A 24,957-nucleotide genomic window follows, 5' to 3' on the forward strand; every position below is an offset into this window, starting at 1 on the left:
TCCCGGTTGAACCAACCCCAGCGGCGGGGAGAAGAGGGGTTCGTGTCGTTCGCAGTGTCCATGTTGGTGCTCCGGTGCAGCGAGGGATGGGGCTGTGTCACGTCCGTCGCATCCGTCGCACGCCTGGTCAGCACAGGTACGGACGCGCGGGCAGGTACGGAGAACTCCGTCCCGGCGACAGAGTCCGTCCCCGCGCTGACCTGCGCGGGGACGGATGCGACGAAGTGATACGGACCCCGGTGGGATCAGAGAGCGCGCTTCGGTCCGGCGAGTCCACCGGGCGGGCCGACAGGCAACGTCCCCGCCGGGGCGGCGGGCAGCCTGCCCTGCGCTAGGCGAGCAGGAGAAGCGCCGTGTTCGGACTCGGGTGCCGCCTCGACGAGGTCTGGGCAGTTGCGGGCCCAGGCGTCCAGGAAGCGGTTGCGCATGTACGCCTTGGCCTGCCTGCCCTTGTCGAACCGGTAGTTGGCCGGGCTGATGTTGAAGTCCCGCAGCAGATTGCTCAGGTGGTAGGCGTTCAGCCCTTTGGTGCCGTGCTCCGCCCACGGGGCCTCGGCATCCTGGAGCAGCGCGGCGACCAGATCCTGGGTGGACAGGGCCTCGGGGTGGTCCGCCTGCGCGAAGATGCGGTGGATGTCGCGCAGCAGCCGTGTCTTCAAGCTGCTCTGCTCGTCCTGGACCGCCTCGTGGCGGGTCATGGCCAGGCAGGCGGCACGAGCCTGGGCGGGCCAGTGGCCGCCGGCCAGGTCGGCGATGATGACCAGCGGCTCCCAGGTGTCCGCCGCTCGGTCCTCCACCGGCATCTGCGGCACCATGCGGGCAGCCTGCCCGCGCAGCGGACCAAGCCATGCGGTCAGCCGGTCACGTAGCGCGTTGAGTTCTGGCACCGAATACCGGGAGCGGAAAGGGGTGACCCTTTCGCCCGGCTTGCGCTTCTGCATCCGCAGAACGACCGCCCGGTCCATGACTGTGTCCGGCAGGTCGCCGATCCCCGCGATGGCGGCCATGGCGAAGGTGGGGAACGGGGTCGGTTTGTGATCCGGACCGGAGATCCGCCAGGCGGGCCGGTTGCGCTGGTGCCCGGCATTCAGCAGGCCGCGCAGGATCTCACTGTCACCGCTCGCCTTGGGGCCGAAGATGGTGTCCGCCTCGTCCACCAGCAGGGTGGGCGGGTTCTTGCCGATGACCCGGAAGATGACCGCCGGGGAGGTGTTCACCGTCATCATCGGCTGGTGCACGGTCTCGTGGAGCACGTCCAGAACCCGGGACTTGCCGCAGCCCTTCGTCGGGCTCACCACCGCCAGACGCGGCGCATGCTGCAAAGCCGTCTGGATGTGCGTGGCCGCCACCCACAGGGTGACCGCGGTCAGCGCCCCCTCGCTGGGCAGCACCACGTACCGGCCGATCGCCGTTCGTAGCTCGTCCAGCAGCACGGCTCCCTCGACGGCCACCTGGCCGCCTGCATCAGCACGGTCACCGGTCCCCGACCCGTCGTCGGGGACCGTGGTCCCCGAAGTGCCCTGGGGGCCGTCCCCACGGCGATCCCCTTTCGTGGTCTGAGCGACCAGAACTCGGGGACCGGATCCGGGGGTCGGCTGACCGGAAGTCCCCACCAGGTCCCCGGCTTCCGGTCCGTCTGTGCCAGCATGGCCTGCACTGCCGGGTCCGGTCCGCAGGGCGTTGACCTGCGGATCCTCTGCCAGGGCAGGGGGGATCGTCGAGCGTGCGGTCCCTATCTGTTCCGGGGACCGGTCCCCGCCGTCCATTGCTTTGATGCCATGCGTGGTCCCCAGGCCCGATAGGGGATCACCGTTACTCGCTGAGCCAGGCAGCGGATCAACTGCGGTGGCCCGCTCCCCGGGGCCGGAGCCGTGGGGACCGACTGGCTCAGCAATGCGGTCCCCGCCCTGGGGACGTGCGGGGTCTCCGTCGGGATTCGATCCGAGCGACAGCATCGTCTGGCCGGGAATGGCGACCGGCGGCCAGATGGCCTTCGTTGTGTTCTGCGGGTTGGGGAAGGTGTCTTCCATAGTGCTCCTGGGGTGCGCGCAGGCAGGGGCCCGCTACGCGGGGTGGATTCGTGCGGAAACGCCACTCAGGCGGCGAGGCTCAGCGCAGCGCTGGACACCCAGGGGCTGAGCACTTTCACAACGGGCTTGTGGTAGCAGACCCGGCGGCCATTTTGGGTCGGGAACTCGACCGTTTGGATCGCGAGTTCGCAAAGCGCAGCGTCCCCCACCGCGGCCAGTTGAGTGCGTGTCCGTTGCACCCCCTCGGCGAAGCGCCAGGAGGAGGACCTGAAGCGGAACGAGTCGATGTCAGGGCATTCAGCCAGGCGGAACAGAAGTGTCGTGATCGGCTGCGGCCCTTGGCCGGCCCTGGCCCGCGCCCTGCGCTCGGCCATGGTGTTCGGGCACCCGCAAGGGTGACCTGCATCAGCTTCCCGGGACAGGAACGCACGCCCGTCGCAGTGGTGCGCCAGGCCACGGGAGTCCCACAGCTTCATCTGCCCCGTCAGCCTGCCAGGATTCTCGACGACGACTCGGAGACTGGCCTTCTCGGCTACGACTTCGAACAGCTCCGAGCCGTTGGCCAATCGCCGCTGCGGCTCGGCTCCGAGCGCGCTCGCGATGCTCTCCGCCACATGGGGCGACACCGTGAGCAGGCGCCAGACCGGGCGGGTGAGCAGCTTGCCGTCGACGACGCGGCCGAAGTCGCAGTCACCAGCGACTGGTTCGGATGCCCTGGACAGCGAGCACGTGTGAGGGGTGCCGAGTCGCTGACGGTGAGTGGTGCACGGTCGGGTGCAGCCATGCGTCGCGGCGGTGCGATGCCGTCGGCGATGGCCAGAACATTCACCGTCGGTCGGCGAAGCGGTGGCCGGGCTGGGCGCGGGGTTGTGCAAGAGACGGCTCCTGACGGTTGGGAGACGCAGGGGCGCCAGAGCAGCGACGCGGCTGCCCGGAGCCCCCGAGGACACCGTCAATGCTCCGGAGAATCGCCGGTTTCTCTAACCGGCGATGTGGGTGTACTCTCCCTCGCTCGTCTCGGTTCAGCGGCAGGTCAGACCGCTTCTGCTAGCACCTCCTGCTGCCTCGATTCGCCAGTCTCTGCGTCATCGCCCTCGGCCTGTTCCGGTCGTACGAACTCGACCGTCGCCCGCTTCTCGACGGGCGTCGACCTTCCCGCACCGAACGCCTTGGTGACCGTGACCCGGCGCACGAACAACTTGACGAACTCCCGGCGCTCCTGCGTCGTCGCAGCCTCCCACCATGAGCCCTCGCCCACAGGATCGACGTCCCCCGCACCCAAGGGCAGCCACAGGTGGATCGGGAGCGTCGGCGTCGCCGCCTCTTCCAACTCGGTGAGACGGGCCTCCGCCCGCTCCATACGGCCGAGGAGCCGTTCCCTGCGCTCCCGGAACCGGCGTCGTCCGACGGGGTCGTCGTAGTCGCCGGCCTCTTCCCTGTCGTACAGCTCCTCCAGCGCGTGCTTGGCATCGGCGCGTTCGGTGACGAGACTGCGGCGTTCGCCCACGATCTCCGGCTGTTCTGTCTGCGCCGCGTACCGACGGGCGGCCTCGGCGAGGATGACTGCCGTCTCGGGGTCGTCCTCGGCCGTCTGGATGAGGGCGAAGATCCGCCGGGCGACGTACAGGTCCAGGGTCTGCATGCTGATCGTGCACTCGCCCTCGTGCTGGCCCGGCAGCGCTTTCCGACGGCGGCAGCGGTACGCGGCCTTGTAGGGAGTGGTCGCACGGTGCGACGTCATCACCGCACCGCAGTCGCAGAAGAGGACGTCCATGGCGGAGAGGACGGCGTGTCCGCGCGACAGGCCCTTGCCCTGGCCCCTGCCGTCGAGCCACTTCTGCAGTTCGTGCCAGTCGTCCGGCGGGATGATCGGCGGGTACGCCTGGACCGGCTTCATGGTCTCGGGGTCGCGCTCGATGCGGTAGCTCTCGATTTTGCTGGTCAGCTTCCCGTCGTCTTCCCGGCGCTTGTACACCGGGGTCGCCGCGTAGCCCGCGATGCGTGGGTCCCGGAGGATGCGCATGGCGGTCTTCGGATCCCAGACGCTGTCCTTCGTCTTCTTGCCGACCCGCTGCCCCTTCGTCGGGACTCCGTCGGCGGTCATCTGGGCGCAGATGCCGGTGAGAGAGCCCGGGTGCCGGCGCCCACCTCCCGGCTGGTACGGCATGTCCTTGTGCTCCTTGATCCGCGCCCACATGTCCCGAATCACCGGCACCTCGTCGGGATCGTGCTCTAGGACATGGATCACGACGGGCCTGCCGTCGGCCGTCGTTCGCGTCGCGGGGACCATGCGGAAGCCGTACGGCGGCTTGCCGCCCACATAGCCGCCGAGTTCGCGGGCCGTCTTCTTCGCGCCCCGCACCGCGTCGCTCTTGTTCTTGCTCTCGCTGTGAGCCGCGTCGAGCCGCAGGATCAGATGGATCAGGTCCATCAGGTTGCCCTTGCGGAACTCGCCCTCGGTGAGGCTGACGATCGTCACGCCGAGGTTGAGCAGCTCCGTGACGATGGGGATGGCGTCCAGCGGATCCATCCGTGACAGGCGGCTGATGTAGTAGACGATGATCAGGTTGATCCGGCCCTCGTGGCAGTCCTTGAGTAGCCGTTCGAAGTCCGGGCGGCCGTCGCCCGTGAACGCGGATATCCCGAGGTCCTCGTACTCGGTGATGCTGACGGCCCCGCGCCGCTTCGCCTCGGCCACACCCGCAGCGCGCTGCGTGACCGTGCTGACCTCGGACTTGTTGGCCCGCCCCACGGACTGACGCCCATAGACCCCTGCATGGATGTCCATGCCGGTCACCACCCCTGGTCTGATCATGAGGGGACTCTAGCTGATTTTTTAGCCCCCTAACTGGTTTCACCCAAGGGGACCCCGTGGCACCCCCACCGCGGCTTCGAGACCGTCACGTACATCATCGACGGGATCTTCGACCACCAGGACAGCCAGGGCGGTGGCGGCACCATCACCAACGGCGACACCCAGTGGATGACGGCCGGATCGGGCCTCCTCCACATCGAGGCGCCGCCGGAGTCGCTCGTCATGTCCGGCGGTCTCTTCCACGGCATCCAGCTGTGGGTGAACCTCCCGGCCAGGGACAAGATGATGGCCCCGAGATACCAGGACATCCGCGGCGGTCAGGTCCAGCTGCTCACCACCGCCGACGGCGGCGCGCTGCTCCGCGTCATCGCCGGTGAGCTGGACGGCCACCAGGGCCCGGGCATCACCCACACCCCGATCACCCTGCTCCACGCGACCGTGGCGCCGGGCGCGGAGATCACGCTCCCGTGGCGCGAGGACTTCAACGCCCTCGCCTACGTCCTCGCCGGGCGCGGCAGCGTCGGTGCGGACCGGCGTCCGGTCCACCTCGGCCAGACGGCCGTCTTCGGCGGGGGTTCGTCGATCACGGTCCGCGCGGACGAGCAGCAGGACTCGAACGCGCCCGATCTGGAGATCCTCCTCCTGGGCGGGCAGCCGATCCGTGAGCCCATGGCCCACTACGGCCCGTTCGTGATGAACACCCGCGACGAGCTCCAGCAGGCGGTCGAGGACTTCCAGAAGGGCCGTCTGGGCACGATCCCGGCGGTGCACGGGATGACCGAGGGCGGCCTCTGACAGCCCGACGGTGAGTGGCCGGATCCGATAGGGCACGGCGAGGCCCGAAGCCGCAACTCGTTCCGCGGCTTCGGGCCCGTCCTGCGCGGGCACGGCTGTCGACGGTTCGTGCGACATCGCCGGCCAGGACGTCCACCCGATGGTCCCGTCACCCACCCGGTCCGCCCTCGCACGGCACCCCCGGCCAGTTCATGATCCGCTGGAACCGTGCAGCTGCTCCCCGTCCCCATGCGCAGGCTGGCCGCCTGGTGTGCCGTGATCCTGCTGGTCGCGGGGGTCGGCTATGTCGGGGTCCGGCTGTGCGTGGAGTTCCGTACGGCGGTCACGCCCGTGCTGCTCGCGTTGCTGGGGACGGCCCTGCTCGGGCCCCTGCACCGGTGGCTGGTCAAGGTGCATGTGCATCGGTCGCTCGCCGCCGGGCTCACCTGTGTCGCGGTCGTGGCGGTCGTCGGCGGGGCCGTGTACATCGTGGTCGCCGCGCTCATCGAGACCGGGGACCAGATCATCTCCTCCCTCAGGGACGCGGCCGAGGACCTCGGCAAGAACTTCGGGGCCGCGGGCACCTCCCTCGACGACCTCGCCGCCAACGCCAAGGAACTGCTCGCCAAGTTCGGCGGGACCGCGGCCTCCAACGTCATCAGCGGGGTGAGCGTGGTCGGTGAGGCGCTCGCCATGGCCGTGCTCGCGCTGCTGCTCGTCTTCTTCTTCCTCCGCGACTCCCACCGGGCCGCGGCCGCCCTGCGGGGGCTGTCCCCGCGCTCCTGTGCCGATGTCGTCGAGGCGATCGCCCGGCGGGCGTACGAGGGCGTCGAGGGGTTCATGCGGGGGACCACGCTCGTCGCGCTCATCGACGCCGTCTGCATCACCGTCGGGCTGCTGATCCTGGACGTTCCGGGGGCCGTCGGGCTCGGCGCGCTGGTCTTCGTCGGGGCGTACATCCCGTATCTCGGGGCGATCGTGTCGGGGGCCGTCGCCGTGCTGGTCGCCCTCGCCGACCGGGGGGCCGTGATCGCGTTGTGGGTGTTCGGGATCGTGCTGGCCGTGCAACTGTTGGAGGGGCACGTACTGAACCCGATGATCCAGAGCCGGACGGTGCAGATGCATCCGGCGGCGGTGATGGTGGCGATCACCGCGGGGGCGTCCGTCGCCGGGGTCCTCGGCATGCTCCTCGCCGTACCGCTGACCGCGGCCGTCCTCGGGGTCTTCCACGAACTCCAGGCCCGGTACGGGAGCGAGGACCCGCCCGGCTACACCACCGGCGATCCGGGCCGCACCACCGACGACCCGTCCGGCGGAGCCGTCTCGTAGAGCTCGAACCAGATGCTCTTGCCGTCGCCGCGCGGATCGACGCCCCACGCGTCCGCGAGCAGTTCCATGAGGACGAGTCCACGTCCGGAGGAGGCCAGTTCGCCGGGGCGGCGCTTGTGCGGGAGGTCGTCGCTGGTGTCCATCACCTCGATCCGCAACCGGCGCTTGCCGTTCTCGCCGGTCATCTCGGCGACCAGCAGCGCGTCCGCGTCGGTGTGGACGAGGACGTTGGTGAGCGTCTCGGAGACGAGCAGCACCGCCGAGTGGGCCTGGTCGTCGCAGGCCCAGTCGTGCAGCAGTTCGCGCACCTGCTGACGGGCCCCGGCTATCCGCTCCGGCTCGGCCTGGGCGACCGTCAGGGCCGTGCGGCGCACGGGAGGCCGTACGGCGGTGGTGTCGTCGCAGCCGCGGCCCTCGCCCGCGCGGCACAGCAGCAGTATCGCGATGTCGTCCTCGCGCCGGTCGGCGAGCGGGCCGGGGGTGTGGTGGGAGGACGGGCCGTGCACGCCCCGCACGAGGGCGTCGGCCAGGGCTTCGAGGCCCTCGGGTGCCAGGCCGTCGGCGCTCGGCGCGGTGCCGTCGGCGGACTCGTCCGCGTCCTCGTACGACTCCAGGATCGAGCGGATGCGCCGCCAGCCCGTGTCGAGGTCGTGGCCGCCCGTCTCGATCAGGCCGTCGGTGCACAGGAGCATCGTCTCGCCGGGTTCGAGGACCAGACGGGTCGTCGGGTAGTCGGCGTCCGGGTCGACGCCCAGTGGCAGGCCGCCCGCCGTCGGCCGGACCAGGACCGTGCCGTCGGCCATGCGGACCGCCGGGTCGGGGTGTCCGGCGCGGGCGATGTCCAGCACCCCGGAGACCGGGTCGACCTCGACGTACAGGCACGTCGCGAAGCGCAGGTCCGAGAAATCGTTGTCGGAGTCGAAGGTGACCCCGTGCAGGAAGCGCGAGGCGCGGGAGAGGACCGCGTCGGGGCGGTGGCCCTCGGAGGCGTAGGCGCGCAGTGCGATGCGGAGCTGGCCCATCAGGCCGGCCGCCCGTACGTCATGGCCCTGGACGTCGCCGATGACGAGGGCGAAACGGCCGTTGGGCAGCGCGATCATGTCGTACCAGTCGCCGCCCACCTGGAGTCCGCCGCCGGTGGGGACGTACCGCGCGGCGACGGTCATGCCGGGTATCTCGGGGCCCAGGGTGGGCAGCATCGTGCGCTGTAAGCCGTCCGTCAGCTCCCGCTCGGTCTCGGCGGCGCCCGCGCGCGAGAGGGCCTGGGCGAGCATGCGGGCCACGGTCGTCAGCACCGAGCGCTCGTCGGGTGTGAACGAGACGGGGTACGTGAAGCCCGCCATCCACGCGCCCATGGTCCGGCCGGCCACGGTCAGCGGCAGGAAGGCCCACGACTGGCGGGCGAACTGCTCGGCGAGCGGCCAGGCGGTGGGGTAGCGGTCCTTGTACTCCTCGGGGGAGGAGAGATAGACGGCCCGGCCGGTGCGGACCACCTCGGCGGCCGGATAGTCGGTGTTCAGCGGCATATGGGTGAAAGGGCGCTCGTCGCCGTCCCGGTGCCCGTGGTGCCCGATGACGGTGAGCCGGTCGCCGTCCACGCCGAACACCGCGAGCCCGTCCGGGGAGAAGCCAGGCATCGCCAGGCCCGCCGCGACCCGCAGCACCTCCTCCGTGGACCGTGCCTCGGCCAGCGCGCGGCCCGCGTCCAGCAGGAACGCCTCGCGCGAGCGCCGCCAGTCGCCGGTGACGGTGGGGTTGCGGGCGGCTGTCTGCGGCGAGGGCTCGGTGACCTCCTGGAGCGTGCCGATCAGCTCGTACGACCTGCGCTCGGGGTCGATGGTCGGCTTGGAGCGGCTGCGGACCGTGCGCAGCACGCGGCCCCGCTCGTCCATGACCCGGATCCGGACCTCGGCGAGGGTGTCCTCGGTGACGGCGAGCTGCACCACCGAGACGATCTCGTTCCAGTCGACGGGGTGCAGCCGGGACCTCGCCCCGGCCTGCGTCAACGTTGTCGGCTCCGGGGGCAGCCCCAGGAGCCGGGCGGCCTCCGCGTCCACCGTGACGGTCCCGGCGGCACTGTCCCAGTGCCACAGTCCGGTCGCGAGGGCAGCGAGGACGTCCCCCACGGTGGGCAGGGGCTCTCCAGTGCGCATTGACCCACTCTAAGAACAGCTGATCGGACAGTGCCACCGAAGCTGTACAGAGCATCGAGCGGTACCGGGGGTAACGACAGCTGAGGCTAGCGGTGGAAAACGCTTGCAGTCCCCTTGAGGCGCGCAGCCGTAATGGAGGGGAGGCGATCTTGGGGTGCCCGGTACCCTTGTTTCTTGTTTCACGTGAAACACGGACAGTGAGAGCCGTGCGACACGGACCCCGATCCCCGATCAGCGAAGACTGGATGAACGACGATGCATCGGTACAGGTCCCACACCTGCGGCGAGCTCCGCGCCTCTGACGTCGGCTCCGACGTCCGGCTGAGCGGCTGGCTGCACAATCGGCGCGACCTGGGCGGCATCCTCTTCATCGATCTGCGCGACCACTACGGCATCACGCAGCTCGTGGCCCGCCCCGGCACCCCCGCGTACGAGGCGCTCGACAAGATCTCCAAGGAGTCGACCGTCCGTATCGACGGCAAGGTCGTCTCCCGCGGCGCCGAGAACGTCAACCCGGAGCTGCCCACCGGTGAGATCGAGGTCGAGGTCGGCGAGGTCGAGCTGCTCGGCGCGGCCGCCCCGCTGCCCTTCACGATCAACGCCGAGGACGGGGTCAACGAGGAGCGGCGCCTGGAGTACCGCTTCCTGGACCTGCGCCGCGAGCGCATGCACCGCAACATCATGCTGCGTACGGCGGTGATCTCCGCGATCCGTCACAAGATGACGGCGCTGGGCTTCAACGAGATGGCGACCCCGATCCTGTCCGCCACCTCCCCCGAGGGCGCCCGCGACTTCGTCGTGCCGTCGCGCCTCAACCCGGGCAAGTTCTACGCGCTGCCGCAGGCCCCGCAGCAGTTCAAGCAGCTGCTGATGATCTCGGGCTTCGACCGCTACTTCCAGATCGCGCCCTGTTTCCGTGACGAGGACGCGCGCGCGGACCGTTCGCCGGGCGAGTTCTACCAGCTCGACGTCGAGATGAGCTTCGTCGAGCAGGAGGACGTCTTCCAGCCCATCGAGAAGCTCATGACCGAGCTGTTCGAGGAGTTCGGCGGCGGTCGGCACGTCACCTCCCCCTTCCCGCGCATCCCGTTCCGCGAGGCGATGCTCAAGTACGGCTCCGACAAGCCGGACCTGCGCGCCCAGCTGGAGCTGGTGGACATCACCGATGTCTTCGAGGGCTCGGAGTTCAAGGCGTTCGCCGGCAAGCACGTGCGTGCGCTGGCCGTGCCTTCCGTGCAGGACCAGCCCCGGAAGTTCTTCGACCAGCTCGGCGACTTCGCGGTGACGCTGGGCGCCAAGGGCCTGGCCTGGGTGCGGGTGGCCGAGGACGGCTCGCTGACCGGCCCGATCGCCAAGTTCCTGACCGAGGAGAACGTCGCCGAGCTGACCAAGCGCCTGTCGCTGGCCGCCGGTCACGCCGTCTTCTTCGGCGCTGGCGAGTTCGACGAGGTCTCGAAGATCATGGGCGCGGTGCGGGTCGAGGCCGCCAAGCGCGCCGGGCACTTCGAGGAGGGCGTCTTCCGCTTCTGCTGGATCGTCGACTTCCCGATGTACGAGAAGGACGAGGACACCGGCGCGATCGACTTCTCGCACAACCCGTTCTCCATGCCGCAGGGCGGCCTGGAGGCCCTGGAGACCCAGGACCCGCTGGACATCCTCGGCTGGCAGTACGACATCGTCTGCAACGGGACCGAGCTGTCCTCCGGCGCGATCCGGAACCACGAGCCGGAGATCATGCTCAAGGCGTTCGAGATCGCGGGCTACGACCGCGAGACCGTCGAGGAGAAGTTCGCCGGCATGCTGCGCGCCTTCCGCTTCGGCGCCCCGCCGCACGGCGGTATCGCCCCCGGCGTCGACCGCATCGTCATGCTCCTCGCGGACGAGCCCAGCATCCGCGAGACGATCGCCTTCCCGCTCAACGGCAACGCCCAGGACCTGATGATGGGCGCGCCGACGGAGCTGGAGGAGGCGCGGCTGAAGGAACTGCACCTTTCGGTGCGGAAGCCGCAGCCGAAGTAGAGAATTGGGTAAGGCAAGCCTTTCTCGGGCTTGAATCGAAAAGGGTCCTGAAGTCGCCGGTCGATTTCAGGACCCTTTTTCGTGCGCGGGGAAAAGGCGCTGTTTTCTCAGCTGATTGACAGGCTTCATATCTAACTTTCCGGCGCATGACAGCTAACCAACAGCCTCAGCAATCCAATCTTTCCCAGGAATCGACCGGAATGGAGGACGTGTCGGACACGCGGGATCTGACGCGCCGGAAAGTCGTTGTCGTGGGTGCGAGCGCGGTCGCCGCGGTGGGCCTCGGCGGCGCTCTGGCGGCGAACGCCGTCGCCGGTGAGCAGAGAGGGGAGGCCGCCGGGAAGTCGGCCGAGAGCCTCGCGGAGGAGTGCTACAAGCTCACCTCGGAGACCGTCGAGGGCCCGTACTACATCGACGCGGACAAGGTCCGCCGGGATGTCACCGAGGACCGGGAGGGCATCCCGCTCCTGCTCCACCTGAAGGTCGTCGACGCCGAGACGTGCCGGCCGATCCGCAACGCGGCCGTCGACATCTGGCACTGCGACGCGGCGGGCGTCTACTCCGGCTACGAGGACATGGGCAACGGCGGTGGCGGCCCCGCCCCGACCGGTGAGCCCCCGACCCCCGGCCCCTCGGGCCCGCCCCCCGGCGGCGGCCACCAGGAGCCCACGGACGACACCCGCTATCTGCGCGGCACCTGGCGCACGGACCGCAAGGGCTTCGTCACCTTCAAGACCGTCTTCCCCGGCTGGTACCGGGGCCGTACGGTGCACATCCACACGAAGGTGCACGTCAACGGCGAGTGGACGGACGCCGGGTACGAGGGCGGCAGCACCTGCCACACCGGCCAGTTCTTCTTCGACGAGGAGTCCGTGCTGGCCTCGGCCGTCGTGGAGCCGTACGCGTCGAACACGGCGGAGCGCACGACGCTCGACGAGGACACGATCTACGACGGCAGCGGCGTCCAGGGCGGTCTGCTGAAACTGCGCTACGACAAGAACGACATCGCCAAGGGCGTACGGGCCTCGCTCACGGTCGGCGTGGACCCGGAGGCGGACAACACCGGGCAGTAGGGCAAGCCTTTTCGAGGATTTTTGCCGAAAGCGGGCTCGAAATGGACGGCGATTTCGGGCCCGCTTTTCCGTCGTATGGGAATACTGGGGAAACCACAGTCCTTCCCTACGGGTTTGACAGGCGCGCTCCCTAGGTTCCCTGCCCATGACGGGAAACCAGCCGAAACACAAGAAGGATCTGACGCGCCGCAAGGTCGTCGTCGCGGGCGCCGGAGCGGTGGCCGCGGTGGGCGTGGGCGGCGCGGTCGTCGCGACCGCGAGCGCGGGCGAGAAGAAGAAGGGCGCCGCGACCCCCACCAGTTCCTCCTCCACCGCCGAGGAGTGCTACAAGCTCACCTCGGAGACCACCGAGGGGCCGTACTACATCGACGCGGACAAGCTCCGCCAGGACATCACCGAGGACAAGGAGGGCATCCCCCTGACCCTCCGCCTCAAGGTGATCGACTCCGAGAACTGCAAGCCGATCCGCAACGCGGCCGTCGACGTCTGGCACTGCGACGCGCTGGGCCTGTACTCCGGGTACGAGAGCTTCTCCCAGGGCGGCGGCGGCTCGGCGCCGACCGACGCCCCGTCCGGTACGCCCACGGGTGAGCCCCCGTCAGGCGCGCCCACCGACGGCACGGGTGGAGGCGGTGGCGGTGGCGGCCACCAGGAGCCGACCAGCGACACGCGCTATCTGCGCGGCACATGGAAGACGGACAAGAACGGCATCGTCACCTTCAAGACGGTCTTCCCCGGCTGGTACCAGGGCCGCTGTGTCCACATCCACACCAAGGTGCACGTCAGCGGCGAGTGGACGGACGCGGGCTACGAGGGTGGCAACACCTGCCACACCGGCCAGTTCTTCTTCGACGAGGAGTCCGTCCTCGCCTCCGCCGAGGTCGAGCCGTACTCGACGTCGACGACGGAACGCACGACCCTCGACGAGGACACGATCTACGACCAGAGCGGTGTCCAGGGCGGTCTGCTCAAGCTGAAGTACAAGAAGAACGACATCGCCAAGGGCGTCACCGCCACGATCACGGTGGGTGTGGACCCGGACGCGACGCACACAGGCACGGAGGACTCGGCACAGCCGGGCGCCTCGGCTTCGGCCGACTGACGTACTGGCGGCCCGACTGGCTCACGTACTGGCGGCCCGACCGGCTGACGTACTGACGGCCCGGTCCGGTTCGACAAGGGTCCGGAACCTCTCCCCTGGGTTCCGGGCCCTTGTCGTATGCCGGTGGGGCCGTATGTCCGTGTACGGCGGGCCGCTTGGGAAGTCATCAGGCGGCGCACAGGTTTCTCGTCGGACGGTCACAGTGGCGGGGCGTGTGATGGGTACCGGAAACGGGACACACGCCTGAATCGCTGGAGGAGGCCATGAACATCGCCGTGCTGGTGGCACTGTCGCTGATCGTCGGAGCGGTGGGGGCGGTCGTCGCACAGCGCCGCTCGTCGGGAGGGGGCTGCGGCTCCGGCCCCACGTCCGACCTGTCCGACCTGGACGCGGAGGCCGACGCCAACCGCTGGGTCGTAGGGCTGGGCGTGGGCCTGTCCGCGATCGACGTACGGGCCCAGGCCGCCGCCCACGGCGAGGCGTCCGAGGCGCTGACGCACGCGACCGAGCGCCTGCACACCGCCCGCGCCCAGCTGGCCGCCGCGCGCACGCCCGAGCAGTACGCGCTGGTGACGAGTACGGCGACGGAGGGCCTGCGCCATGTGGGCACGGCCCGGACGGCGCTGGGCCTGGAGCCGGCGGCCGGGTCGGCGGCCGGGTCGGCGGTTCAGTCGGCGGACCGTACGGCGACGAGCAGGCCGCTCGACCAGGTCAGCCGGGTGGTGCGGAAGTCGGGGCGCGCCTCCAGCACGGCCAGCAGATCGGCGACGGCCGTCTCGTGACCCGCGGGCCAGCCGGGCTGCGGAGTCAAGTCGTCGACGAGATACGTCCCGCCGGGTGCGACCAGCTCCAGAGCGCGCTCGAGGTGGGTGAACTTCCCGGGCCAGGTGTCGGCGAACACGAGATCGAAGGCGGCGCCGTCGTACTCCTCCAGCCAGCGCCCGCCGTCGCCGCCGACGAAGGTGACCCGGCCGTCGTCGCGGAAGTGATCGCGCGCGACACCCTGCACGATGTCGTCGAGCTCGACGGTGACCAGCGTGGCGGTGGGGTTCATGCCACTCAGCAGCCAGGCGGTGCCCTCACCCACGCCGGTCCCCAGCTCCAGGATCCGCCCGCCGGGCCGCATGGCGGCGAGGGTGGCGAGCAGACCGCCGGTACGGGAGTCGCAGGACATGGTGAACCCGGCATCGAGCGCGGCGGCCCTCAACTCCGGGAGAGATGCGGGCAGTTGGCCGGTGCCGGGAGTGTCGTCCATGTGGGGGATTCTGGAAGCGGGACGGCGGCGTCCGCAACCGGATTCCGGTACTGGAACCCCACTGCCCCCCGCACGCGTCCTACTGATCATGACCATGACCGGTACGACGCTGGGTGAACAGCTCCTGCTCCTCTCCCTGGACGACACGACGGGCCAGTCCCGGCTCCCCCTCCAGACGAGCTTCGCGATCGGGGCGGCGGCGCTGCTGGAACGGGCGCTCGCCGAGGACACGGCCCTGCCGGATGACGCCGGGCAGTGGATCCACCGGCACCGCACGGAGGAGTACGAGACCGCCCTCCAAGGCCTCCTCGCCAAGGGGCTGATCCGCAAGGAGGAACACCGGGTTCTGCTCTTCTTCCGCACCACGCGCTATCCGGAGGCGGACGGCACGGAGGAGTCGAGCGTGCGCAGCCGTCTGACGGACGTGGTCCTGAACGGCGCGACCCCGGACCACCGCACGGCGGCCCTGATCACCCTCCTGCACCACAATGGCCTTCAGAGCCTGGCCTTCCCGGACGCAGAGTCGGACAAGACCGCCCGCCGGACGACCGACCAGCGCATGCAGGAGATCGCGGAACACCACTGGGCGGACCCCGCACTCCGCTCCATGTCCGAAACGGCGGCCGCGACGGTGGCTGCGCTGATGGCCGCGACGGTGGCTGCGACCGTGGTGGTTACGGCGATCACGTGAGCCAGTGAGTCAGGCGGGGTCCGGCCCGGCCTCCGAAGGCTCGGAGCCCTCGGTGAACAGTTCCTCCGCGTGCGTGACCGTGCCGGACCGGTCGAGCCAGTCATTGAGGCGGTCGAGGTCGTGCATGTGCTGATGCGTTCGCGGACGCTCTCGGAGACGGGGACGCCACGCACCTCCAGCACGCGCAGAACGCCCTTGGCCTCGCCCTCGGCCTCGCCCTTCGCCTTACCCTCCAAATACCTCTCCTCGAAGAGGTGGGCGGGCCGGTGACCGCGTTGGACACGGTGCAGCGGGACACCCCGTACGGCACCGCGTTCCTCGACGACTCCGCTCAGCTGCGGGCCATGCGAACACTCCTTCGTAAGGTGGAGTCGGTATCTCTCGACCCCGTGAAGTCCCGGGACTTCGTCCACCGTTTGTCGAAGGAGCTGTAACCGTGATCCAGTGGCAAAAGTCCTCCTTCTCCGGCGGTGCCGACGGCAACGAGTGCGTCGAACTCGCCCATCACAAGAACGAGTTGCTTCTCCGCGAAAGCGACGACCCCGTCCGGATACTCCCGGTCACCACCGACGCCTTGGTCGCTCTCATACGGCACGTCCGCAGCGTATGAGTGTCCCGCTCCCCGAGTTCGCCGAAGCCCTCGCCGCCGTCCTCCGCGACCTGCGTGCGCAGTGCGCCGTGCAACCCGATGTCGTCGCGGACGAGGACGGACCCGGTGTCGTGCTCTGGGCCCCCGACGGCTCCGGGCAGGGTGTGTACGCCGAGCCGGACGGGCGGTCGGCGGTGCTGCTTGTGGATGTGGCGGAGCAGGTGCAGACGTGGGCCGTCGAGGCGCTCTGGGCCGCGGGAGAACCGACGGTGTGGCCGCGCTGTCCTGAGCACCCGGGGTCGCACCCGCTGACGGCGGCCGTGGAGAAGGGGGCGGCCGTTTGGGTGTGCCCTCGAACGGCGACGGTCGCCTCTCGCGTCGGGGAACTGCCCACATGCCGGGTCGGCGACCGGCCCTGACGAGCGTGCCTCCGCTCACTCCGCCTCAGGCGGGGGGCTCATCGCCTCCTCCTCCAGGAGGCGTTCGGCGATGTCGTCGGCCCAGGTCTGGGCCCATTGGCGGACCGTCAGAATGGCTTCCTCGTCGAGGCCCTGGTGGGTGAACTCCCGGTCGTCGAGCCACTCCGTGCCCTCCAGGCGGGACTGGAGGTCGGTGAGGTCGAAGGTGTCGAGGGCGTGGCGGCGGCCCAGTTCCTCCAGTTCGGTGTGGGTCCAACGGTCGGCCGCCGCGTGGACGTCGATCAGGTCGCGGGGCAGGCCTCGGTCCGCCAGGACGCGGACCTTCGTGCCGATGACGTCCTCCAGGGAGGCCGTGGGGCCGAGTGGCGTCCGTACCGGAGGGTGCCAGAACGTCTGCTTGGCGATGTCCAGCGTGTGTTCCTCGGCCGTGGCGGGGTCGACCACCAGGAGGCGGGTGGAGAGGGGGTCCGTCTCCACCCGGCTCACCTGCCAGCCTCTTTCCAGCAGGCCCGACTCCAGCGCGGTCGCGATCTCCTCCATGGGGGCCGGGTGCTCCGTCGCCGTCTCCAGCGTTCGGTCCCGGCTGCCCTGCCAGTCGGCCAGGCCGTGGGCCACCACCGCGTAGTCGCCGGTGAGGGCGAGGGCGTAGGGGGTGCCCAGGGCGAGGACGTCGGTCAGGAGGGGGACGTGGGGGTCGGGGGCGGTCTCCGAGGTGGTCTCGGAGGCGGGGGGTGGGGCCATGCCCTGATTATCTCGGGGCATGGCCCGTACGCCCGGGGGCGCGCACGTCCTCGGCCGGTATTACGTCCAGCGGCAGTTGCGCACGTCGAAGAGCGCGCCCGTGTATGAGGCGACGGTCGTCGTGCACTTCGTGCCCGCGCCGCCGGTGCAGTTGTAGTCGCTCTCGAAGATGATCGTGGTGATGTTGGCGCCGACCTCGTCGGTCCAGCGGTTGTTGGCCTGGACGCAGACACCCTTGGCGGTCGGGGAGACGATGTACGCCGACTTCGCCTTGCCCGGCGAGACGCCCGTGATCTGCCAGGTGTTGGTCGCCGCGAACGAGGCGGACGAAGTGGCCAGGACGGTGGCCCCGGCGACGAGGGCCGTGCCGGCCACGGTGGCCAGACGGCGGGCCATGCGGCTGTGCTTCACAGATGACGCGGATGGCATGGATGACACAGATGACTCCGTACGGGTCGTGTGGGGGGAATGTCGATCAAGGTTACGAGAAGACGAACTGCCCACCAAATCAAGGGAGTTGACGGGCAGCCCCGTGTTCGGGAACGGCTTCGCTACGGGGTCACCGTCAGCGTCGTACGGCCCAGGGTCCGGGACCCGTCGCCGAACTCCGTGAAGCCCACGTACCGTTCGCCCTTCGTCGCGGTCGGCCAGGACACCGTGACCTTCGGACGGTCGCCTGCGGTGACCTTCTGCGTGGCCGGGGTGACCGTGGCGGTCACCGTCGGGTCTCCCTGGCCGACCTTCCAGGTCCACAGGGTGTACTGCTGGCCGGCGGTGCCGGCCGGCAGCTCGTACTGGAGGACGTAGACGTCGTAGTCGCCCGGCGGCAGGTCCACGTGTTCGTCGGAGCCGACTCCCGGCCAGGCGCCGATGTGGTTGCCGGCGGTGTCGAAGACGTACAGGTCGATGTCGCTGCCGGGGAGGTGGTCGGCCTCCCTGACGGCCAGACGGGTGAAGCCGGAGCCCTTGGGGACGTGGACGCGGGACTTCACCACGGCCTCGTTCTCGTGCTGGCTCTCCCAGAAGTCGGACTGGTCGGTGCCGGTGAGCGTGCCGGTCGCCTTCACACCGGTGTACAGCTCGGCCCTGGCCGTCAGTTCGCCGTCGTAGCCCGCGCCCGGCGTCAGGGTCGCCGAGTCGGTGCCCGTGACCGTGACCTCCTTCGGCTCGGCGAACACCGTCGGGCGCAGCGCGATCGGGCTGGTGACCTGGTGGCGGCTGTTCGTGTCGGTCCACTTCAGCGAGCCGAAGGACCACTTGTCGTAGGCCGCGTTCGTCCGTTCGAAGCGGACCTTGTACGTGGCGGACTCGCCCGCCGCGACCGTGAAGCGCTTCGGGGTGACCTTGGCCCGGAAGCCGGGCGGGGTCTGGAGCTTCGCGTCGTACGTGGCCGTCTTGGCGGAGACGTTGGTGACCGTGCGCTTCACCGTCTGGTGGCCGAGCAGGTCGCCGACCGAGATCGACGGGTAGTTGAGGTCGCTGGGGTCGAGCTTCGCGGCCGAGGCGCAGGCGTCGGTGCCCGCCGAAGCCGGTGGCGTCAGGCCGAGGGAGCAGACGTACGCCGTCCAGTCGGCGGACGTCGAGTCGTAGACCAGACCGGGGTCGGCGGCGTGGGTCATCCGGGCCAGGCCCGCGCCGTAGTCGAGCGGGGACGCGGAGTCGGCGAGCTTGCGGCCGATGGGCCTGCCCTTCTCGTCCGTGGTCGTCGCCGTCGTCATCAGCGCCGACTTGATCTCCATCGGCGACCAGTCGGGGTGCAGCTGCTTCAGCAGGGTGGCGAGGCCCGCGATGTGCGGGGACGACATCGACGTACCGTCCGCGAAGCCGAACGAGCCGGTGTAGCCGCCGGTGCCGCCCGGCACGACGCCCGCCGGGATGTTCTCGCCGAAGGAGGCGATGTCGGGCTTGAGCAGGTCGCCGTCGCTGTAGTGGTCGGGGCCGCTGGAGGAGAAGTCGGTGATCTCGCGGTCCGTGCGGTGGCTGCTCTTGGTGGGCGTGAGCTTCGCCGTCGCACCGGCGCCCGCCGCGTACTTACGTACCGCCTTGGCGTCCTTGGGGCCGATCTGGATCATCGGTACGGCCAAGACGTCCGCGAAGAAGTCCTGGGCGCTGGTGGCAGTGTGGGTGAGGACCATGGCCTTGCCGCCGACCGCCTTGACCTCGTCGGTCTTGGTCTCGACCCAGATCCCGTCACCGCCCCGGTCGCAGACGACGATCTTCCCCTTGGCCTTCTTGGGGTCGAGCGTGCCCGGCGCGCACAGCGTGGCCTGCTTGGCCTTGGCCTTCGCCTTGCGGACGTCGGCCGCAAGCACCAGCGGCGCCGAGGCGACGCCCGGGTTCAGGCTGAGGTTGGTGTGGCCACGGCCGTCGCCGAGGACGAGCGACGCGGTGTACTTGGTGTCGTGCGAGGCCGCGGCGACCGTCGTGACCCACGGCTCGGTGTGCTCCACCGTGTCCGGGCCGTCGTTGTTGGCCGAGGTGGCGATGAAGACGCCCGCCTTGGCCGCGTTGAACATGGCCTCCATGTCGGGCTGGTCGGGGATCGCGCCGCCGATGGAGTAGTTGATGACGTCCACGCCGTCCGCCACGGCCTGGTCGATGGCGGCCGTGGTGTCCACCATCGGGCAGCCCTCGCTCCAGCACGCCTTGTAGTACGCCAGCCGGGCGGCCGGGGCGAGACCGCTGAGCTTTCCGCTTGCGTTGCTGCCCGGGACGGACGCCTTGACGCCGTGGTTGCCGGCGGCCGTGGTGCCCGTGTGGGTGCCGTGGCTGTCGGTGTCCATCGGTGAGGTGACGTCCTCGGGGTTGCCCTGGGGCATGCCCTTGCCGAACCACTGGGCGCCGATCACCTTGTTGTTGCAGGTGATCTTGTGCTTGGCGTCGGTGCCGGGGTCGCACTTGCCGTGCCACTTCTTGGCGATGACCTCGGCGTCCGGGAGGGGCTCGGGCAGCGCCTTGAGCATCGGGTTGGACGGGGATACCCCGGTGTCGACGATGCCGACGATCATCCCCTCACCGGCGTGCTTGGGCCCGCCGGCCTTCGCCCACAGGCCCTTGTCGCCGGAGAGACCGAGCACGCCCGCGATGTCGGGGAACGCGGCGGAGCCGCCTGCCTTGCCGGCCTTCTCTCCGGCTGCGCTCTCGTCGGCCGCCTTCTCGCCAAGCTTCTTGTCGGAAGACGTGGCCGACGGGATCTCCGTGGCCTGCGGGGCCCGGTCCGTGCGCGCCGACGGGGCCGCCCCGGGCCCGTGGTCGGGCACCGGCTCGGGACCCGGCGCCGGGTTCGGCTCCGGCGCAGGCGCAGGCGCAGGCGCAGGCTCCGGCTCCACCGAGGTCGAGGTCGAGGACGAGGACGACGAGGTCGAGGTCGAGGTCGAGGTCGAGGTAAAGGACACCCCCGTCCTCGACGCCGCCCGGTCCTCCCCGGGCGCCGCGTCCGAGGTCAGCTGGGCGACCGTGTTCCGCGTCAGTGACACCACCCCGGGCGTCACCGCGAGCTTCGCCGCCTGCTTGGCGGTCAGTTCGGCCGCGAAACCGTTGAACGTGTACGCGTAGTCGTAGAGCGGCCGCACGCCCGGCACGGCGTCGAGGACCTTGTCCCGGCGCGTGTCCAGATGGCGCAGATACGCGTCGACCGCCTTGGAGTCGGCGTCGAGCCGACCGCCCTGCACGGGCGCCGTCCGCTTCAGCCGGGGCAGCCCGCCCTCGTACGCGGCGACGGGCGCTTCGGAGAGCTTCACGATGTAGGTGTCGGCGCCGTAACTCTGGCCACTGTCGGTGGGGTCGGCCTGGGCGGGGGCGATGACGGCGGTCAGGGTGAGTGCTCCGGCGAGGAGCGGCACGAGCGCGGTGACGGCCGCTCTCGGCCGTATGCGGGTGCGGGTGGGTATGGATGTCAACTGTGGTCCATGTTCACTGGTCGGTGCTGTGGGGGGTGTGCGGGCGGCTACGGCGTGACTGTCAGGACCGTGTAGACGTCGTAGTCGCCGGGCGGGTCGGCGAGTTCGACCACGTAGGTGTACCGGCCGTAACTCGCCTTCCCGTCAGTTGAGTTGGTGGCAGCGGCGAGGGCGGGAGCGATGACGGCGGTCAGCGTCAGGACTCCGGCGAGGAGTGGCACGAGAGGGGCGAAGCCCGCTCTCGGGCGTATGTGATGGTGGGTCAACTGTGGTCCATGTTGATCGAAACGGTGTGGTGTCGATCCCCCTGGCCCCATCTCACCGGTGACTCGCCAGTAGTAAATCTTGAATTCTCAAATGTCAGCGGATCTGCACAGTCGTTTCACAACAACGCGCCGCGCGGACACCAGTCGAAGCGCCGACGGTTCACCGGCCGTTGGCCCGCGGGACTTCTCAAGTTGCGTTAAGGGAAGGCAAAGCGCGTTCAAAGGGAGACCCGCGAGAGTCCCGTGACATGGACCAGTTCCTTCTTGTGGGCGCCGACCTGGCCGCCATCTCCGTGCTGACCTTCGCGGTCTACTTCCCGCGTCACCACCGCCGCGACCTCGTCGCCGCCTTCCTCGGCGTCAACGTCGGCGTGGTCGCGGTGGCGATGACGCTCAGCTCCGCCTCCGTCGGGATCGGGCTGGGCATGGGCCTCTTCGGAGTCCTGTCGATCATTCGGCTGCGGTCCTCCGAGATCGCCCAGCACGAGATCGCGTACTACTTCTCGGCGCTCGCCATCGGCCTTCTCGCCGGCCTCCCCGAGCACGTCAGCCCGCTCACCGGCACGCTGATCGCGCTGATGGTCGCCACGATGTACGTCGGCGACCACCCGAGGCTCTTCGGCCGCTACCGGCAGCGCAGCCTCCGCCTCGACACCGCGTACACCGACGAGGACGCCCTGCGCGCCCACCTCGAAGTGCTGCTGGGCGGGCGGGTCGTGAACCTGTCCGTGCAGAGCGTCGACCTCGTGAACGACTTCACGCTGGTCGACGTCAGGTACGTCGTCGGCGACGGGCCGCGGGCGCCCAGGGAGGCGGGCTCACTCGTCGCCAAGCCGGATCACGAGGTCCGCGCATGACCGCCGTGGACGTCGTCGGCCCGGTGGTCGGGACGCTGCGCCCGATCTCGCTCGACGAACTCGTCGAACGCGCCGAGCTGCTGACCCGCCTCGACCGCAAGTACATGCTCCCGGTCACCGACCTGCCCTTCGTGGTCGGCGGGCTCGACGAGGACGTCCAGGTGCTGGAGACGGCCGGACAGCGGCAGTTCGGCTACCGGTCCGTCTACTTCGACACCCCCGGCATGGACGGCTACCTCGGCGCCGCCCGCCGCCGTCGCCGCCGCTTCAAGCTGCGCATCCGCACGTACATGGACTCCGGTCAGCACTTCTTCGAGGTCAAGACCCGGGGCCCGCGCGGCACCACCGTCAAACAGCGCATCCCGTACGAGGGCGAGCTGGGCCGGCTCGGGCACGAGGCGCGGGCGTACGCCGACGAGATGCTCGGCGCCGCCGGCATCGACGCGCGCCGCTTCCGCTTCGTGCCCACGCTCACCACCCGCTACCGGCGCACCACCCTGTTCCTGCCGAACAGCGGCAGCCGGGTCACCGTCGACACCGACCTGACCTGGGTCCTGCCCGACGGGACCGAGCTGCGCACCCCCGAGCGGAGCATCGTCGAGACCAAGGCGGGGCGGGCCGGTTCGAGCGCCGACCGGCTGCTGTGGTCGCTGAAACACCGGCCGTGCCCGGTCTCCAAGTACGGCACCGGCCTCGCGGCCCTCAGACCCGAACTGCCCGCCAACCGCTGGCTGCCCGTCCTGCGGCGCCACTTTCCCACCGCACCCGCACTGAACGGGAGTCCCGCATGAACATTCGTACGACCTCGTGGAAGAGAAGCGCACGACGACTTCGTACGAAGGTGGCGGGCGCCCTGGCCTCCGTCGTCCTCGCCGCCGCCGCGCTCGCCGGATGCTCCTCCGGCGACTCGGAGGCGGGCTCCAGCTCGGCATCGGAGAGTTCGAGCGCTGCCTCGGCCGTCGACGGCACCCAGACCGCGTCCGCCGTACTCGCCGACAACGAGGACGCGCACGCCGAGGACGGCGACACCGAGTACGACGAGTCCGAGGTCAAGGACATCGAGCTGAAGGGCGACTCCGCGGAGGCGGACGTCAGCGGCGTGGACGTCGACGGGACGACCGTCACCATCACCGCCAGCGGCACCTACCGGCTCAGCGGGTCCCTCGACGACGGGCAGATCGTGGTCGACGCCCCCGAGGCGACCGTGAAGCTGATCCTCGACGGGGTCGACATCGCCAGCTCCTCCGGCTCCGCGATCGCGGCCACCGAGGCCGAGCGGCTCGTGGTCGTGCTCGCGGACGGCAGCGAGAACACCCTCAGCGACACCGACTCGTACGCCGAGGACGCCGACGCGAACGCCGCTCTCTACAGCGCGGGCGACCTGACGATCGGCGGCAGCGGCGCGCTGACCGTGAAGGGCAACGGCAACGACGCGATCGCCGGCAAGGACGGGCTGGTGATCGAGGGCGGCAACATCACCGTCGAGGCCGCCGACGACGGCATCCGCGGCAAGGACTACCTGATCGTGAACGGCGGCACGGTCACCGTCACGGCGAAGGGCGACGGGCTGAAGTCCGACAACGACGAGGACGAGGACGCCGGTTACATCGCCGTCGACGGCGGCACGGTCACCGTCACCTCCGAGGGCGACGGCGTGGACGCGGCCACCGACCTCGTCGTCACCGGCGGCAGGCTGAACGTCAAGGCGAAGACCGCAGACAACACGGCCGACTCCTCCGCGCACAGCCTGAAGTCGGGCGTGATCACCGTCCTGGAGGGCGGGACGGTCCAGGCCGACGCATCCGCCGACGCGCTCCACGGCGACGCGGCCGTCCACGTCAACGGCGCCGAGGTCACCCTCGTGGCCGGCGACGACGGTGTGCACGCCGAGGGCGACCTCGTCATCAGCAAGGGCAAGCTGACGATCACCGGCTCGAACGAGGGCCTGGAGGGCAAGGACATCCTGGTCAGGGGTGGTACGACGAACGTCACTTCCAACGACGACGGCGTGAACGCCTCCGGCAGCGAGGCGACCTCGGAGGATCAGGGCGGAGGCGGGGGAGGCCCCGGCGGTGGCGGCCCCGGCGGTGGCGGCGAGAACGTCGGCGACTACTCCGCGAAGGTCACCGGCGGCACCCTGATCCTCAACTCCCAGGGCGACGGCTTCGACTCCAACGGCACCGCCGAGATCACCGGCGGCCTGATCGTCGTCAACGGCCCCGAGATGGGCGGCAACGGCGCGCTCGACGTCAACGGCAGCTTCACCGTCAGCGGCGGCACGCTCCTCGCCGCAGGCAGCGCGGGCATGGTCGTCGCCCCGGACGAGGAATCGGAACAGGGCTGGCTGTCGGCGACGCTGGATTCGTCGGTGGACGCGGGCACGACCCTGCACATCGTCGACGCGGACGGCAAGGTCGTGGCGTCGTACACCACCTCGAAGACCATCCAGAACGTCGTGTACTCGGGCGAGTCGATCAAGAGCGGCGAGAAGTACACGGTCTACTCCGGCGGCAGCGCCTCGGGTTCGAGCACGGGCGGCCTCGCCGAGTCCGGAAAGCTCGGCTCGGCGAAGAAGATCGCCACGGTCACGGCGGGCGAGGCCCCCGAGGGCGGGGGCTTCGGGGGCGGAGGCCCGGGTGGGGGCGGGGGCCGAGGCTAGGGCGTGTTTCGAAAGTCCCGTCTGCCCCGCGACGCCTGGCACGGCACCTCGCCACGTTGTCGGGATCGTCCGCGTACGCCCAGTACGCGGACGACCCTCCGCCTTGCGACGCACCGCACCGGACGCCGCGGGCCCCGCCCTCCGGGCGGACGACGCCACTTTCGAAACACGCCCTGGGCGAGCGCGCCCGCTTCACGTCGCCGAGATCATCCCGCACCGGGCGAACTTCCCCCTGGCGCGGTGGACTTCGGCGACGTGGGCGGAGTCGAATCTCGCCGCACCACCT

The 24,957-nt window shown here is 69.9% G+C and carries 21 protein-coding genes and 2 pseudogenes; 14 read left to right on the forward strand and 9 right to left on the reverse strand.

Annotation, left to right across the window (positions count from 1 at the left end):
• Window positions 1–245: 245 nt before the first annotated feature.
• Window positions 246–659 (reverse strand): DUF3631 domain-containing protein, encoded by a 414-nt coding sequence (locus SGFS_RS51490; RefSeq protein WP_350284021.1) that lies wholly within the window; start codon window positions 657–659, stop codon window positions 246–248.
• Here SGFS_RS51490 and SGFS_RS51495 point away from each other — a divergent pair.
• Window positions 634–1,038, forward strand: a complete 405-nt coding sequence (locus tag SGFS_RS51495) for a DUF2378 family protein (RefSeq protein WP_350284022.1) — start codon at window positions 634–636, stop codon at window positions 1,036–1,038. The genes SGFS_RS51490 and SGFS_RS51495 overlap by 26 nt on opposite strands.
• A 1,057-nt stretch (window positions 1,039–2,095) precedes the next feature.
• Here the strand turns inward: SGFS_RS51495 and SGFS_RS29795 are convergent.
• Together SGFS_RS29795 and SGFS_RS29800 are read right to left on the reverse strand one after the other, a co-directional pair.
• Window positions 2,096–2,905 (reverse strand): recombination directionality factor, encoded by an 810-nt coding sequence (locus tag SGFS_RS29795; RefSeq protein WP_286254845.1) that lies wholly within the window; start codon window positions 2,903–2,905, stop codon window positions 2,096–2,098.
• A 158-nt stretch (window positions 2,906–3,063) separates the two neighbouring features.
• Entirely contained in the window at window positions 3,064–4,845 is a 1,782-nt protein-coding gene (locus SGFS_RS29800; RefSeq protein ID WP_286254846.1) for a recombinase family protein, read from the reverse strand.
• A gap of 42 nt (window positions 4,846–4,887) precedes the next feature.
• Here SGFS_RS29800 and SGFS_RS29805 point away from each other — a divergent pair.
• Both SGFS_RS29805 and SGFS_RS29810 read left to right on the forward strand, forming a co-directional pair.
• Window positions 4,888–5,640: pseudogene (locus SGFS_RS29805) on the forward strand (pirin family protein); the annotation flags it as partial.
• Between the two features lie 207 nt (window positions 5,641–5,847).
• Window positions 5,848–6,948: an AI-2E family transporter gene (locus SGFS_RS29810; protein ID WP_286254847.1), complete on the forward strand. Its 1,101-nt coding sequence runs from the start codon at window positions 5,848–5,850 to the stop codon at window positions 6,946–6,948.
• On the opposite strand, the gene SGFS_RS29815 is transcribed toward SGFS_RS29810, so the two are convergent.
• On the reverse strand, window positions 6,888–9,101 hold the full coding sequence (locus tag SGFS_RS29815) for a SpoIIE family protein phosphatase (RefSeq protein WP_286254848.1): 2,214 nt from the start codon (window positions 9,099–9,101) through the stop codon (window positions 6,888–6,890). The genes SGFS_RS29810 and SGFS_RS29815 overlap by 61 nt on opposite strands.
• A gap of 255 nt (window positions 9,102–9,356) precedes the next feature.
• Here SGFS_RS29815 and aspS point away from each other — a divergent pair, with 255 nt between their 5' ends.
• The 4 genes from aspS (at window position 9,357) to SGFS_RS29835 (ending at window position 14,077) form a co-directional block, all read left to right on the forward strand.
• The gene (gene aspS, locus SGFS_RS29820) at window positions 9,357–11,120 is read left to right on the forward strand and encodes an aspartate--tRNA ligase (RefSeq protein ID WP_286254849.1); all 1,764 of its coding nucleotides are present in this window, start codon (window positions 9,357–9,359) and stop codon (window positions 11,118–11,120) included.
• Window positions 11,121–11,320: 200 nt separating this feature from the next.
• Window positions 11,321–12,193, forward strand: a complete 873-nt coding sequence (locus tag SGFS_RS29825) for an intradiol ring-cleavage dioxygenase (RefSeq protein WP_286254850.1) — start codon at window positions 11,321–11,323, stop codon at window positions 12,191–12,193.
• A gap of 145 nt (window positions 12,194–12,338) precedes the next feature.
• A complete protein-coding gene (locus SGFS_RS29830; protein WP_286254851.1) occupies window positions 12,339–13,295 on the forward strand; it encodes an intradiol ring-cleavage dioxygenase in 957 nt (318 codons plus the stop codon).
• Between the two features lie 263 nt (window positions 13,296–13,558).
• Entirely contained in the window at window positions 13,559–14,077 is a 519-nt protein-coding gene (locus tag SGFS_RS29835; RefSeq protein ID WP_286254852.1) for a hypothetical protein, read from the forward strand.
• Here the strand turns inward: SGFS_RS29835 and SGFS_RS29840 are convergent.
• Window positions 13,963–14,550 carry an O-methyltransferase gene (locus SGFS_RS29840; protein WP_286254853.1) on the reverse strand — a complete coding sequence of 196 codons (588 nt, stop codon included), beginning with the start codon at window positions 14,548–14,550 and terminating at the stop codon, window positions 13,963–13,965. The genes SGFS_RS29835 and SGFS_RS29840 overlap by 115 nt on opposite strands.
• 88 nt (window positions 14,551–14,638) lie before the next feature.
• Between SGFS_RS29840 and SGFS_RS29845 the strand changes: the two genes are divergently transcribed.
• The 4 genes and pseudogenes from SGFS_RS29845 to SGFS_RS29860 all read left to right on the forward strand — a co-directional run bounded on the left by SGFS_RS29845 (window position 14,639) and on the right by SGFS_RS29860 (window position 16,249).
• Window positions 14,639–15,241 (forward strand): GOLPH3/VPS74 family protein, encoded by a 603-nt coding sequence (locus SGFS_RS29845; protein WP_286254855.1) that lies wholly within the window; start codon window positions 14,639–14,641, stop codon window positions 15,239–15,241.
• 257 nt (window positions 15,242–15,498) lie between these two features.
• Window positions 15,499–15,675, forward strand: a pseudogene (locus tag SGFS_RS29850) (Scr1 family TA system antitoxin-like transcriptional regulator); the annotation flags it as partial.
• Between the two features lie 2 nt (window positions 15,676–15,677).
• Window positions 15,678–15,851, forward strand: a complete 174-nt coding sequence (locus tag SGFS_RS29855; protein WP_286254856.1) for a DUF397 domain-containing protein — start codon at window positions 15,678–15,680, stop codon at window positions 15,849–15,851.
• Window positions 15,848–16,249, forward strand: coding sequence for a hypothetical protein (locus SGFS_RS29860; RefSeq protein ID WP_286254858.1), 402 nt, complete (start codon window positions 15,848–15,850; stop codon window positions 16,247–16,249). Before SGFS_RS29855 ends, SGFS_RS29860 begins: the two co-directional genes overlap by 4 nt.
• Window positions 16,250–16,264: 15 nt before the next feature.
• On the opposite strand, the gene SGFS_RS29865 is transcribed toward SGFS_RS29860, so the two are convergent.
• The 4 genes from SGFS_RS29865 to SGFS_RS29880 form a co-directional block, all read right to left on the reverse strand.
• Window positions 16,265–16,990 carry a nucleotidyl transferase AbiEii/AbiGii toxin family protein gene (locus tag SGFS_RS29865; protein ID WP_286254859.1) on the reverse strand — a complete coding sequence of 242 codons (726 nt, stop codon included), beginning with the start codon at window positions 16,988–16,990 and terminating at the stop codon, window positions 16,265–16,267.
• Window positions 16,991–17,050: 60 nt separating this feature from the next.
• Window positions 17,051–17,386 (reverse strand): hypothetical protein, encoded by a 336-nt coding sequence (locus tag SGFS_RS29870; protein ID WP_286254860.1) that lies wholly within the window; start codon window positions 17,384–17,386, stop codon window positions 17,051–17,053.
• Between the two features lie 155 nt (window positions 17,387–17,541).
• Window positions 17,542–20,889, reverse strand: coding sequence for a S8 family serine peptidase (locus SGFS_RS29875; RefSeq protein WP_286254861.1), 3,348 nt, complete (start codon window positions 20,887–20,889; stop codon window positions 17,542–17,544).
• A 47-nt stretch (window positions 20,890–20,936) separates the two neighbouring features.
• Entirely contained in the window at window positions 20,937–21,155 is a 219-nt protein-coding gene (locus SGFS_RS29880; protein WP_286254862.1) for a hypothetical protein, read from the reverse strand.
• A 248-nt stretch (window positions 21,156–21,403) separates the two neighbouring features.
• Here SGFS_RS29880 and SGFS_RS29885 point away from each other — a divergent pair, with 248 nt between their 5' ends.
• The 3 genes from SGFS_RS29885 to SGFS_RS29895 are packed head-to-tail and all read left to right on the forward strand — an operon-like array spanning window position 21,404 to window position 24,671.
• On the forward strand, window positions 21,404–22,012 hold the full coding sequence (locus SGFS_RS29885; RefSeq protein ID WP_286254863.1) for a DUF4956 domain-containing protein: 609 nt from the start codon (window positions 21,404–21,406) through the stop codon (window positions 22,010–22,012).
• Window positions 22,009–22,803, forward strand: a complete 795-nt coding sequence (locus tag SGFS_RS29890) for a VTC domain-containing protein (RefSeq protein ID WP_286254864.1) — start codon at window positions 22,009–22,011, stop codon at window positions 22,801–22,803. The genes SGFS_RS29885 and SGFS_RS29890 overlap by 4 nt, the downstream gene beginning before the upstream one ends.
• Entirely contained in the window at window positions 22,800–24,671 is a 1,872-nt protein-coding gene (locus SGFS_RS29895; protein WP_286254866.1) for a carbohydrate-binding domain-containing protein, read from the forward strand. The genes SGFS_RS29890 and SGFS_RS29895 overlap by 4 nt, the downstream gene beginning before the upstream one ends.
• The last annotated feature ends 286 nt before the right edge of the window (window positions 24,672–24,957 follow it).

Origin of the sequence: Streptomyces graminofaciens, assembly GCF_030294945.1 — a bacterium.
Taxonomy (GTDB): domain Bacteria; phylum Actinomycetota; class Actinomycetes; order Streptomycetales; family Streptomycetaceae; genus Streptomyces; species Streptomyces graminofaciens.